This is a genomic window from Aeromonas sp. s6 (genome assembly GCF_040907815.1).
GTDB lineage: Bacteria > Pseudomonadota > Gammaproteobacteria > Enterobacterales > Aeromonadaceae > Aeromonas > Aeromonas caviae.
In genome coordinates this window covers 48,350-60,962 of the sequence record NZ_JBFOCN010000056.1, presented here as the reverse complement: position 1 = coordinate 60,962, position 12,613 = coordinate 48,350, and the positions used below count along the sequence as shown (strand labels likewise).

Genomic DNA, 12,613 nt, shown 5'->3' with positions numbered 1-12,613 from the left:
ACTCACACACTGGAGTGATGATGTTCAACCCCGTTGATCACCCCCACCGCCGCTTCAACCCGCTCACCGGCCAGTACGTGCTGGTCTCCCCTCACAGGGCCAAGCGCCCCTGGCAAGGCCAGGTCGAGAAGGTGAGCCTGGCGCCGAGCCAGGCCCATGATCCCGACTGCTTCCTCTGTGCGGGCAACACCCGGGTGACCGGCGATATCAACCCCGACTATCAGGGCACCTTCGTCTTTACCAACGACTTCGCCGCCCTGATGCAGGACACCCCGGCCGCTGACGCGGCGCCGGATCCCCTGCTGAAGCTGGAAGCCGCCCGGGGCACCAGCCGGGTCATCTGCTTCTCGCCGGATCACGGCAAGACCCTGCCCGAGCTGCCCCTGCCCGCCATCGAGCAGGTGATCACCACCTGGATGGACCAGGTGGCCGAGCTCTCTGACCAGTGGGAATGGGTCCAAGTCTTTGAAAACAAGGGCGCCGTCATGGGCTGCTCCAACCCGCACCCTCACGGCCAGCTCTGGGGCAGCGACTTCCTGCCCAACGAGATTGCCCGGGAAGAGGCGCACCAGCGCGCCTGGCTGGCCGAACACGGCCGCCCCCTGCTGCTGGACTATGTGGAGCGGGAGCTGGCGGATCGCTCCCGCATCGTGGTGGAGACGGCCCACTGGCTGGCGGTGGTGCCCTTCTGGGCGGCCTGGCCGTTCGAGACCCTGCTGCTGCCCAAGGCCCATGTCCCCTCCATGCTGGATCTCACCCGGGAACAGCAACAGGACCTGGCCATCGCGCTCAAGGAGCTCACCAGCCGCTACGACAACCTGTTCCAGTGCAGCTTCCCCTACTCCATGGGCTGGCACTTCGCCCCGCCCCGTTCCGACTGCCCCGAGGCGTGGCAACTGCACGCCCACTTCTATCCGCCCCTGCTGCGCTCCGCCACGGTGCGCAAATTCATGGTGGGCTTCGAGATGCTGGCCGAAACCCAGCGCGATCTCACCCCGGAACAGGCGGCGGAACGGCTGCGCGCCCTCAGTCCCATCCACTACAACGACCAGAACCAGGCCAACGAGGAGGCCCTATGACCCCGAGCCAGCGCGTCAGCGCCGTGTTTGCCGAGCAGTTTGAGCAACAACCCGACCTGCTGGTACGGGCTCCAGGCCGCGTCAACCTCATCGGCGAGCACACCGACTACAACGACGGCTTCGTGCTGCCCTGCGCCATCGACTACGAGACCTGCGTCGCCATCGGCCTGCGCGGCGACAACCTGGTCGAAGTGATCGCCGCCGACTACGACAACCAGCGCGACCGGTTCAGTCTCGATCAACCCATCGAGCACCACCCCAGCCAGCGCTGGAGCGACTACATCCGCGGCGTGGTGAAACACCTGCAGGCACGGGGCCACGCCCTGCGCGGCCTCAATCTGGTGGTCTCCGGCAACGTGCCCCAGGGGACGGGTCTCTCCTCCTCTGCTTCCCTGGAGGTGGCCATCGGCCAGGCCTTCAAGGAGGCCCAGGGGCTGGCCATCAGCCAGGCGGAAATCGCCCTCAACGGCCAGCAGGCGGAGAACCAGTTCGTCGGCTGCAACTGCGGCATCATGGATCAGATGATCTCCGCGAGCGGCAAGCAGGATCACGCCCTGCTGCTCGATTGCCGTTCCCTGGAGACCCGGCTCATCCCCATGCCCACCGATCTGGCGGTGCTCATCGTCAACTCCAACGTGCGCCGCGGCCTGGTGGACAGCGAATACAACACCCGTCGCCAGCAGTGCGAAACCGCCGCCCGTCACTACGGGGTCAAGGCCCTGCGGGATCTTGACCTGGCCACGCTGGAAGCGGGCAAGGCCGGGCTGGACGAGGCCTGCTATCGCCGTGCCCGCCACGTGGTCGGCGAGAACGCCCGCACCCTGGCGGCGGCCGATGCGCTGGCACAGGGCGATCTGGTGCGCCTCGGCGAGCTGATGGGCCAGTCCCACGCCGCCATGCGCGATGACTTCGAGATCACCGTGCCTCCCATCGACGGCCTGGTGGAGATCATCAAGGCCCGGATCGGCAGCGAAGGCGGTGTGCGCATGACCGGCGGCGGTTTTGGTGGCTGCGTGGTCGCTCTGCTGCGCCCCGAGAAGGTGGCCGAGGTGATCGCCGTGGTGGAGGCGGAATACCCGGCCCGCTTCGGCCTCAAGGCGGACTGCTACGTCTGCCGTGCCAGCGCAGGGGCCGGCAGACTGTAACGCACGCCTGACAACGGGTGACGCCCCCTGCCCGGCACTCGCGACGCCGGCAGGGGGCGACGGGATCACGACGGGGAACCGCAAACCATGATGAAATTCGAGCTGGAAAACGAGGAGGGACTGCGGCTGCGCGGTCTCGCATACGGGGCCACCCTCACCTCCCTCACCCTGCCGGTGGCGGGAGAGCGGCGGGAGGTGCTGCTGGGCTGCGCCGACGAGGCCTACCTCACCCAGCAGGTATGGCTGGGGGCCGTGGCGGGGCGCTTTGCCAACCGCATCGGCGGCGCCCGCCTTGAGCGGGAAGGCCAGTGCTGGACGCTGGACGCCAACCAGGGGGCCAACTGCCTGCACGGCGGGCGCGACGGGTTCCATCGCCGCACCTGGCAGATCAAGGAGCAGGAGGCGGACAGGGTCAAGCTGGCGCTCCTCTCCCGGGCGGGGGATCAGGGCTTTCCCGGCAATCTGAGGGTGAGCCTGGAGTATCGGCTGGAGCAGTGCGATCTGGTGGTCGACTTCTGCGCCAGCACGGACGCCCCCAGTCCGGTCAGCCTCACCAGCCACGCCTACTTCAACCTGGATGGCGGTGGCGACATCCGCCACCACACCATCAGCCTCGACGCCGACCGCTACCTGCCCACGGATGACCAGAGCCTGCCGCTGGCCATCGCCCCGGTGGAAGGCCCCTTCGATCTGCGCGCCCCCCGCCCCATCGGCCAGGCGTGGCTGGACCACCCCCAGCAGCAGTTGGCCAAGGGGTACGATCACGCATTTCTGCTCAACAATAGCGATTTTGAGCCTGCTGATGAGCCGTTTGGTGGGTCCAATCAGCCATGGGCCGCCCGGGTGATCTCGGGGGATGGCAAGCTGACCATGGCGGTCTACACCAATCAGCCCTCCCTGCAGTTCTACAGCGGCAACTGGCTGACCGGCACACCGGATCGTCAGGGCCGACCCTACCGGGATTACGACGGCTTCTGCCTGGAGGCCCAGCAATTGCCCGACAGCCCGAACCGGCCCGCCCTCGGCGATCCCTGGTTGCTGCCGGGGCAGCGTTATCGCCACCAGACCCGTTATCGCTTTATTCCTGCCCCCTGACAGCCCCGCTCGGGCAGATGAAGGGGCCCGGGCGCGCCGCCACGTCATGGCGGCCCCGATGGCACCGCCGAGTCAGCCGGGGTGAGGCCGGCCGCAGGGCCCGCCGCTCCTCATTGCACACCAGCCCAAGGAACCGCACCGTGATGGATGACAACTACCTCGCCGCCCCCGACCGCTACCAGCGCCAGCCCTACCGACCGGCGGGCCGCCACGGCCTGCGCCTGCCCGGCATCGGTCTGGGCCTTTGGCACAACTTCGGCGCCGGGAGCGATCCCGCCACCGCGAAGGCCATGGTGCATCAGGCGTTCGATCTGGGGATCACCCACTTCGATCTCGCCAACAACTACGGGCCGCCGCCGGGATCTGCCGAACTGACCTTCGGCACGCTGCTCAAGAGGAGCCTGGCTCCCTATCGGGATGAACTCATCATCGCCAGCAAGGCGGGCTACGTGATGTGGGACGGCCCCTACGGCGATGGCGGCAGCGCCAAGTACCTCTTCGCCAGCCTGCACCAGAGCCTGCGCCGTCTGGGCCTCGACTACGTGGACATCTTCTATCACCACAGGCCGGATCCCCGCACCCCGCTCGAGGAGACCTGCCAGGCCCTGGCCCTGATGGTGCGCCAGGGCAAGGCGCTCTACATCGGCCTCTCCAACTACCCGGCACCGCTCGCGGCCAAGGCTGCCGCTCGGCTGGCGGAGCTCGGCACCCCCTGCCTGGTCAACCAGCTCAAATACTCCCTGTTCCAGCGCGATGTTGAACCCGACACCCTGCCGGCCTGCCGGGAGCACGGCATGGGGGTGGTCGCCTTCTCCCCCCTGGCGGGGGGGCTGCTGAGCGATCGCTACCTGGCGGGCATTCCCGCGGATTCCCGCGCCGCCAGTGCCAGCCCCTTCCTCACGGCGGACCAGATCACCGAGGAGAAGCTCGCCACCGTCCGCGCCCTGCATGCACTGGCCCTGCAACGGGGTCAGTCCCTGTCGCAACTCGCACTGCAATGGGTGCTGCGCGACCCCGTGGTGAGCTGCGCCCTGATCGGCGCCAGCCATCCACAACAGATAAGGAGCGCCGTCGACGCCCTGGGGCAGCCCCCCCTGGACGATGATCTTCAACAGAAAATCCTGTCCATACTGGCCTGACAGCCCAAAAAGATCATAAAACCGAGGACATCTGGCGTGACTGCCCTGTCAGAACGTGACGGGGCAGTCATGGCTTCTGACAGCATGCGGCAAGCCGCGCCCTGCATGGTCCGCCAGCGCCCTTTCCCGGCCGGAACAGGGCGCTGAAATCCCCAATATTCACTGGTTGCCCGCGCGATTTTCCGCCATCATTGGCCCCCCCGACCCGTTCGGGGTTGATTTTATCCAGACCCCATAACTAAGAGATCTGCACCATGACCGAATCCTACGCCCTGTTCGTCGCCTTTGTGCTGGGCATAGTGGAAGGCCTGACCGAGTTCCTCCCCGTCTCCTCCACCGGCCACATGATCATCGTCGGCCACCTCCTCGGGTTTGAAGGACCCAAGGCCGCCACCTTCGAGGTGGTGATCCAGCTTGGCTCCATCCTGGCGGTGGTCGTCATGTTCTGGCGCCGCCTGTTCGGACTCATCGGCATTCACTTCGGTCAGAAACCGACCCCGGGCCACGCGACCCTCTCCCTGGTGCACGTCATCCTCGGCATGCTGCCCGCCGTGGTCGTCGGGCTGGCTATCCACAGCTGGATCAAGGCCAATCTGTTCGGGCCGGAAACCGTGATGTATGCCCTGGTGGCCGGCGGCATCCTGCTCATCATCGCCGAAAAGTTCCGCCCCGCCGTGACCGCGGAGACCCTGGACGACATCAGCTACAAGCAGGCCTTCGGCATCGGCCTGTTCCAGTGCCTGGCACTCTGGCCCGGTTTCTCCCGCTCCGGCGCCACCATCAGCGGCGGCATGCTGATGGGCATCAGCCGCCACGCGGCAGCGGAATTCTCCTTCATCATGGCGGTACCCATGATGATCGCGGCCAGCGGCCTGGATCTCTACAAGAGCCGCGATTTCCTCTCCATGGCGGACTTCCCTATGTTTGCGGTGGGCTTCGTCACCGCCTTCGTGGTGGCCATGGTCGCCATCAAGACCTTCCTGGCGCTGATCCGTCGTCTCGACTTCATCCCGTTCGCCATCTACCGCTTCCTGCTGGCCTTCGTCGTCTACCTGGTCTTCGTGGCCTGATGGGCTTCGCCGCCAAGCAACAAAAAAGGGACCCGAGGGTCCCTTTTTTCATGCCGTGATACCGCCTCAGTCGCGCAGCAGCCCGCGATCACCGGGCAGCCGTGAGCCCAACTCAATAGAGGTGCTGACTGATGCCGTTGAGCAGCCGTGACAACCCCTTGGTGAACTGCACGGGGGCATCCTGCACCGTGTAGCAGAGGCAGCCGTCCGGGGTGTGGGGGCTGTGGGCGTGGCTGGCGTCACGCCAGATGAAATCCCCCGCCTGATAGCGGGTGTCGCCATCCTCGATGGTGCCCGCCAGCAGCAGGGTCAGCTCATATCCCTTGTGGGTGTGCTCCGGGATCCGGCCCCCCGCCTCGATGTGGAGCAGGTTGGCCCGCGCCCCCATCTCGTCCAGGGGCAGGCTGACCTGACGGATGGCCCCGAGATGACGCCACCTGGGGGCATGATGCCGTGCCAATGCCCGCGGCAGCCGGTAACTGTGACCCGCCACCCTGAGCTCTGGCCTCGGGCTCTCGGGAAGGGCGAGCGCCGCCTCCGTCGCCACCGGCTGTTGCAGTATGCCCGCCAGCATGGCATCGAATCCGGCGGGCAGCGCCTCGTCCGGCGCGTCAGGGGCGAGATGCTGGCACGCCAGCGCCTCTTCAAATTGCTTCACCCGGGCGGCGCACTCGGGGCAGAACTCGCAATGGGCGGAGACACCGACGGCCAGCGGCAGAGGCAGCTCGTCGGCAGCGAAGGCGCGCAGCATGGGTTCAGTCGGATGGGTCTTAATCATGGCCTTGCTCCACTTGTTCCTTCAGTTTCTGTAGTGCCAGCCGCAGCCGGGACTTGATGGTGCCAAGGGGCACGCCGAGCCGGTCGGCCAGCTCCTGCTGGGAGAGCTCCTGCAGGTAGATGCCGCGCACCACCTGCTGCTGTGGCTCCGGCAGCGTGGCGACATAGTGGGCCATCTGGCGGGTCAGCACCGCGTCTTCACCGCCGCTCAGGTGCTCCTCTTCGGCCCGGAACTCCAGCAACGGCCAGATCTCCTCGGCGCAGAGCTCCTCCTTGCTGGCGCGGCGGCGGCGCAGCATGTCAAAGCTCTGGTTGCGCATCACTGTGTAGATCCAGGTGGTGGCGGCGCCCTTGTCGGGGTGATAGAGCCGTGCCTTCTGCCAGACCAGCAGCATGGTCTCCTGCACCAGTTCCATGGCGTTGGCCTCGCTGCCGAGGTGGCGCAGCCCGTAGCTGCGGATGCGCGGCGCGAAGTGGTGGAACAGGGTGGCGAAGGCAGCCTTGTCGGCACGCTCGGCCACCCGGACCAGCAAAGATGTGAGGTCGCCGTCTGGGTTGTCCATGGGGGGCGATGTCCTGCGTGGAGCCGGTTGTGGTTGGCCAGTATATGCCATTGCGCCATCCCTCGCGTGTGGTGTTCACCCCCAATACGGTGAGCGAGGAAAAAGGATCACCGGGAAGGGGAATTCAATGGCTCGCGACCAGCAGACCGCTCAGCAGGGAGAGGGTGGGCTGGTTGTCCTTGGCCGCCACCAGCCACTGTTTTTGCTCCACCGGGATGGGCAGCACCTCCAGCCAGCGCTGGGCGACCCAGCTCGCATCCTCCCAGTCCGGCTCCGGATAGAGGGCCGCGTACTCCGGATAGTCGTTGAACACATCCTGTAACGCCTTGGCCAGGGAGTGCTGATCCGCCTGGAGCCTGCCGCTCTGCCAGGGGGGCAGGGGATCCACCTCGCCGACCCGCAGACCGTCCTCTTCCTGCCAGAGATCCGTGATACGCACCCGCTCCACCCCGAGCACCGTGATGCCGAGCAAACCATCGGGCAGCAGATCGAAATCGATGATGCGCACCCGGGTGGCGATGGGGTACATGTTGCGAAGCGCGTCGGGCTGGCGGGGGTCCAGCATGCAGAGCGCGAACTCCCGCTCCCGGGACTCGGCGATCATGCGCTGGTATCTGGGCTCGAAGATGCGCAGCGGCATGATGCCGCCCGGCAGCAGGTGAGCGGAGAGTGGAAACAGTACCAGTGTCATGGGAATCATCCTCCAACGGCTTCCTCAAAGGATACGACCGCCACGGGAAGCGGGATCATTCAGATCGAATCGGTATAAATAACCCTGTCATAATCAGGGGAAAATAGCCTGGACAAGCCGTTTCGTTATGCAGTAGAAATGGATAACCACCACTTATCCAAATCAATATCCTGCAATGTGGCGGAAAACGCAGTGAAATATCCGCCACGCCCACGGGTGCGGGCCGTTCCTATAGTTTTCTCGGCCCGATGCGGGTAAAATTCACGCCCTTATCCAGTCAGTCACTTTTCGACGCGCAACCTCGGTGGTCAGTTATGAAAGAGCATATTCATCATCTACTTGAACAAACGGTAGCCAATCTCAAGTCCGCAGGCGTCCTGCCCGCCGACCTGGAAGCCCGGGTGCAAGTAGACCGATGCAAGGAGAAGGCTCACGGCGACCTGGCCACCAACCTGGCCATGCTGCTGGCCAAACCGGCCCGCAAGAATCCCCGCGAGCTGGCCGCTGCCATCATCGAGCACCTACCTGCCTCCGATCTGATCGCCAAGGTCGAGATCGCCGGCCCCGGCTTCATCAACTTCTTCTTCGACCCGAGCTGGCTGGCCGGTCAGGTGGAAGCCATGGTGACCTCCGACAACGCCAACGTGAAGCTGCCGGCGCCGCAGACCGTGGTGGTGGACTACTCCGCCCCCAACGTGGCCAAGGAGATGGCGGTGCACCACATCCGCTCCACCGTGCTCGGTGACGTGGCCGCCCGCGCCCTCGAATTCCTGGGCCACAAGGTGGTGCGTGCCAACCACATCGGCGACTGGGGCACCCAGTTCGGCATGCTGATCGCCTATCTGGAGAAGATGGCCAACGAGCACGCCTCCGACATGGAGCTCAAGGACCTGGAAGCCTTCTACACCCAGGCCAAGCGTCACTATGACGAAGACGAAGCCTTCGCCGAGCGCGCCCGCAACTACGTGGTGAAACTGCAGGGTGGCGATGAGTACTGCCGCACCATGTGGAAGAAGCTGGTCGACATGACCATGGAGCAGAACCAGCGCAACTACGACCGTCTGAACATCTCCCTGTCCAACAAGGACATCATGGGCGAGTCCATGTACAACGACATGCTGCCGCAGATCGTTGCCGACCTGAAAGCCAAGGGGCTGGCAGTCGAGAGCGAAGGGGCCACCGTGGTCTTCCTGGACGAGTTCAAGAACAAGGATGGCGAGCCCATGGGCGTCATCATCCAGAAGAGCGACGGCGGTTTCCTCTACACCACCACCGACATCGCCTGCGCCAAATACCGTTACGAGAACCTGGGCGCCGACCGGGTCATGTACTTCATCGACTCCCGTCAGCACCAGCACCTGATGCAGGCCTGGACCATCACTCGCAAGGCCGGCTATGTGCCGGAGTCCGTGCCCCTCGAGCACCACGCCTTCGGCATGATGCTGGGCAAGGACGGCCGTCCCTACAAGACCCGCTCCGGCGGCACCGTCAAGCTGGTCGACCTGCTGAACGAAGCGGAAGAGCGCGCCAGCGCCCTGCTGGAGAGCCGCAACAGCGACCTCTCTGCCGAAGAGAAGGCCCAGGTGGTACACGCCATCGCCATGGGCGCGGTCAAGTATGCGGATCTCTCCAAGAACCGCACCACCGACTACATCTTCGACTGGGATCTGATGCTGTCGTTTGAAGGCAACACCGCCCCCTACCTGCAATACGCCTACACCCGTATCCAGTCCATCTTCCGCAAGGCCGGCGTCGATGCCGATACCCTGAGCGGCAAGGTGGTCCTGAGCGAAGACGCCGAAGAGACCCTGGCCCAGAAGCTGATCCAGTTCTCCGACGCGGTCAACGGCGTGGCGGACAAGGGGATGCCGCACCTGCTCTGTACCTATCTGTACGAGCTCTCCGGCAACTTCATGACCTTCTACGAAGCCTGCCCGATCAACAAGGACGGCGTGGACGAGGCGACCCGCCAGAGCCGTCTGCTGCTGTGCGCCGCCACCGCCAAGGTGCTCAAGCTGGGCCTGGGCGTGCTGGGCATCCACACCCTGGAGCGCATGTAATAGATGGCGACCCGGGATTACGTCGGCAACAGCCCGAGACGACGGGCGGGTGGCCGTAACATCAAGAAAGCGGCCCCTCGCCGCTTTCCTGTTATCCCGGCACTGCTGGCCGGGGCCCTGGTCGTCGGTTTCGGCGCCTTCCTCTACCTCATCAACGGCAAGGGCGCCGATGCCCCCACCATCGAAGAGCAGGTGAAGGCCAACAAACCCAAGGCACAGGGCAATACCCTGCCCCAAGAGAAGTGGAGCTACATCGAGCGGCTGGAGAACAAGCAGGTGGACATCATAGAGCCGCCGCCCCAGCCGGGCGTGCTGCCGCCCCCGCCCGCCGAGACCATGACCCTGCAACCGGAGGCACTGCCCAAGCCGGTTGCGACCGACATCCCCCAGCCGGGAACCCCCATCGGTCAGGTGAAGCCCTATCAGCCGCAACCGGTGCAACCGGCCAAGCCGGCCACCGGTGCCCCGGTCGCCAGCGCCCGGGAGCAGGTGATCGACCAGAAGGCCGAGCGTGAGCGGATGGAGCGGGAGATCCGCGCCGAACTGGAGCGGGAGCGTGCCGAGGCCGCCAAGGCCAAGGCGGCGACCCAGACTGCACAGACCGCAGCCGCCGACGGCGGTCGCTACATGATGCAGTGTGCCGCCCTGCGCTCCCAGGATTCCGCAGAATCCCTCAAGGCGCGCATCGCCTTCACCGCCGGGCTCTCCTCCAGCCTGCAGGTGGTGAACGGGGCTGGTGGCGCCGTCTACAAGGTGATGGTCGGTCCCTTCAACGGCAAGGCGGCGGCCGACGCGGCCAACCGCAAGCTGCAGGGCTCGGGCATCAGCGGCTGCATCCCCAAGAAGGGGTGATCGCCGCGTCCATGCACAGGGCCGGGTGGCAACACCCGGCCCTGTTTCTTTTGGCGCCATCCCGCGCCCACCCGATCCCTCCCCCGCGATCCGTGCTCGGCACAGGCTTGAAAAGCCGTTTTGCCATCCCCATCTTTTCCTCCATGCACAGTCAGGCCGTCATTCGGCTCAAGCGAGGTAAGTAAAGTGACTACCATAGTTTCAGTTCGCCGCAACGGTCAGGTCGTCATCGGTGGCGATGGCCAGGTTTCTCTTGGCAACACCGTCATGAAGGGCAACGCCCGCAAGGTTCATCGCCTCTACAACGGCAAGGTACTGGCTGGTTTCGCCGGCGGCACCGCCGACGCCTTCACCCTGCTCGAGCGCTTCGAAGCCAAACTGCAGGCCCATCAGGGCAACCTGGAGCGCGCCGCCGTGGCGCTGGCCAAGGACTGGCGCACCGATCGCGCCCTGCGCCGCCTCGAGGCGCTGCTGGCCGTCGCCGACGAGCACAAATCCTTCATCATCACCGGCAACGGTGACGTGGTGCAGCCGGAGCACGATCTCATCGCCATCGGCAGCGGCGGCAACTTTGCCCAGTCTGCCGCCATCGCCCTGCTGGAGAACACCGAGCTCGACGCCAAGAGCATTGTCGAGAAGTCCCTCAAGATTGCGGGCGACATCTGTGTGTTCACCAACGGCAACCACACCATCGAAGTGCTGGATTATTCAGCTAAATAAGTCGGCGAAATAGGGCCGCCAAATAAGGCCGCCAGCCAAACCCCATTTTCCAAGGGGTGGGCCCTGCCCGCCCCGGATACAGGAACGCCATCATGTCCGAGATGACCCCGAGAGAAATCGTCCACGAGCTGGACAGACACATCATTGGTCAGGCCGACGCCAAGCGCGCGGTCGCCGTCGCCCTGCGCAACCGCTGGCGCCGGATGCAGCTCTCCGAGGAGATGCGCCACGAGGTGACCCCGAAGAACATCCTGATGATCGGCCCGACCGGCGTCGGCAAGACCGAGATCGCCCGTCGCCTGGCCAAGCTGGCCAACGCCCCCTTCATCAAGGTGGAAGCGACCAAGTTCACCGAAGTGGGCTATGTGGGCAAGGAAGTGGACAGCATCATCCGCGATCTGACCGATGTCGCCATCAAGCTGGTGCGCGAGACCGAGATGGAGAAGATGAAATACCGCGCCGAGGAAGCCGCCGAAGAGCGCATCCTCGACGCCCTGCTGCCCAACCCGCGCAACAGCTGGGGCGAGGAAGAGAAAGCCGACAACGCCAACACCCGCCAGATCTTCCGCAAGAAACTGCGGGAAGGTCAGCTGGATGACAAGGAGATCGAGCTGGATCTGGCCGCCTCCCCCATGGGTGTCGAAATCATGACCCCGCCGGGCATGGAAGAGATGGCCAACCAGTTGCAGGGGCTGTTCCAGAACCTGGGCCAGAACCAGAAGAAGAAGCGCAAGATCAAGGTCAAAGAGGCCATGAAGGCGCTGATCGAAGAGGAAGCGGCCCGCCTGGTCAACCCGGAAGAGCTGAAGCAGAAGGCCATCGCCTCCGTCGAGAACAACGGCATCGTCTTCCTCGACGAGATCGACAAGATCTGCAAGCGCGGCGAGAGCTCGGGCCCGGACGTTTCCCGTGAAGGGGTGCAGCGCGACCTGCTGCCGCTGGTCGAGGGCTGCACCGTCAACACCAAGCACGGCATGGTCAAGACCGATCACATCCTGTTTGTCGCCTCCGGCGCCTTCCAGATCGCCAAGCCGTCCGACCTCATCCCCGAGCTGCAGGGCCGCCTGCCGATCCGGGTCGAGCTGACCGCCCTGACCACCGAAGACTTCGAGCGCATCCTGACCGAGCCGAACGCCTCCCTGACCGATCAGTACAAGGCGCTGATGGCCACCGAAGGGGTCAACATCGAGTTCACCCAGGATGGCATCCGCCGTCTGGCCGAAGCGGCCTGGCAGGTCAACGAGCGCACCGAGAACATCGGCGCCCGTCGTCTGCACACCGTGATGGAGCGGCTGATGGAAGACATCTCCTATGACGCCTCCGAGAAGTCAGGCGAGACCTTCGTCATCAACACCGACTACGTCAACGCCCACCTCGGCAAGCTGATTGAAGACGAGGATCTGAGCCGCTTCATTCTGTAAC

The 12,613-nt window shown here is 65.0% G+C and carries 12 protein-coding genes; 9 read left to right on the top strand and 3 right to left on the bottom strand.

Going from position 1 to position 12,613, the window contains the following annotated elements:
• The first annotated feature begins 20 nt into the window (after nucleotides 1–20).
• From AB5Y50_RS09135 to bacA, 5 genes are all read left to right on the top strand, one after another.
• Nucleotides 21–1,079 (top strand): UDP-glucose--hexose-1-phosphate uridylyltransferase, encoded by a 1,059-nt coding sequence (locus AB5Y50_RS09135; protein WP_128296081.1) that lies wholly within the window; start codon nucleotides 21–23, stop codon nucleotides 1,077–1,079.
• Nucleotides 1,076–2,224, top strand: a complete 1,149-nt coding sequence (gene galK, locus AB5Y50_RS09130) for a galactokinase (RefSeq protein WP_042882341.1) — start codon at nucleotides 1,076–1,078, stop codon at nucleotides 2,222–2,224. Before AB5Y50_RS09135 ends, galK begins: the two co-directional genes overlap by 4 nt.
• Nucleotides 2,225–2,251: 27 nt before the next feature.
• Entirely contained in the window at nucleotides 2,252–3,319 is a 1,068-nt protein-coding gene (gene galM, locus AB5Y50_RS09125; protein ID WP_272866828.1) for a galactose-1-epimerase, read from the top strand.
• Between the two features lie 143 nt (nucleotides 3,320–3,462).
• Nucleotides 3,463–4,458, top strand: a complete 996-nt coding sequence (locus AB5Y50_RS09120; protein ID WP_128296079.1) for an aldo/keto reductase — start codon at nucleotides 3,463–3,465, stop codon at nucleotides 4,456–4,458.
• A gap of 254 nt (nucleotides 4,459–4,712) precedes the next feature.
• Nucleotides 4,713–5,528, top strand: a complete 816-nt coding sequence (gene bacA / locus AB5Y50_RS09115) for an undecaprenyl-diphosphate phosphatase (protein WP_010676024.1) — start codon at nucleotides 4,713–4,715, stop codon at nucleotides 5,526–5,528.
• 112 nt (nucleotides 5,529–5,640) lie between these two features.
• Here the strand turns inward: bacA and AB5Y50_RS09110 are convergent, their stop codons facing one another.
• From AB5Y50_RS09110 to AB5Y50_RS09100, 3 genes are all read right to left on the bottom strand, one after another.
• Nucleotides 5,641–6,306, bottom strand: a complete 666-nt coding sequence (locus tag AB5Y50_RS09110; RefSeq protein WP_139736509.1) for a ChrR family anti-sigma-E factor — start codon at nucleotides 6,304–6,306, stop codon at nucleotides 5,641–5,643.
• The gene (locus AB5Y50_RS09105) at nucleotides 6,299–6,868 is read right to left on the bottom strand and encodes a sigma-70 family RNA polymerase sigma factor (protein WP_010676026.1); all 570 of its coding nucleotides are present in this window, start codon (nucleotides 6,866–6,868) and stop codon (nucleotides 6,299–6,301) included. Before AB5Y50_RS09105 ends, AB5Y50_RS09110 begins: the two co-directional genes overlap by 8 nt.
• 124 nt (nucleotides 6,869–6,992) lie before the next feature.
• A complete protein-coding gene (locus AB5Y50_RS09100; protein ID WP_041211950.1) occupies nucleotides 6,993–7,559 on the bottom strand; it encodes an LON peptidase substrate-binding domain-containing protein in 567 nt (188 codons plus the stop codon).
• A 314-nt stretch (nucleotides 7,560–7,873) separates the two neighbouring features.
• Here AB5Y50_RS09100 and argS point away from each other — a divergent pair, with 314 nt between their 5' ends.
• The 4 genes from argS to hslU all read left to right on the top strand — a co-directional run bounded on the left by argS (nucleotide 7,874) and on the right by hslU (nucleotide 12,612).
• Nucleotides 7,874–9,619 (top strand): arginine--tRNA ligase, encoded by a 1,746-nt coding sequence (gene argS, locus AB5Y50_RS09095; protein ID WP_010676028.1) that lies wholly within the window; start codon nucleotides 7,874–7,876, stop codon nucleotides 9,617–9,619.
• Between the two features lie 3 nt (nucleotides 9,620–9,622).
• A complete protein-coding gene (locus AB5Y50_RS09090) occupies nucleotides 9,623–10,471 on the top strand; it encodes an SPOR domain-containing protein (RefSeq protein ID WP_213320497.1) in 849 nt (282 codons plus the stop codon).
• Nucleotides 10,472–10,657: 186 nt separating this feature from the next.
• Entirely contained in the window at nucleotides 10,658–11,191 is a 534-nt protein-coding gene (gene hslV, locus AB5Y50_RS09085) for an ATP-dependent protease subunit HslV (protein WP_005306539.1), read from the top strand.
• Nucleotides 11,192–11,283: 92 nt separating this feature from the next.
• Nucleotides 11,284–12,612 (top strand): HslU--HslV peptidase ATPase subunit, encoded by a 1,329-nt coding sequence (hslU, locus tag AB5Y50_RS09080; protein ID WP_268453215.1) that lies wholly within the window; start codon nucleotides 11,284–11,286, stop codon nucleotides 12,610–12,612.
• Nucleotide 12,613: the final 1 nt, after the last annotated feature.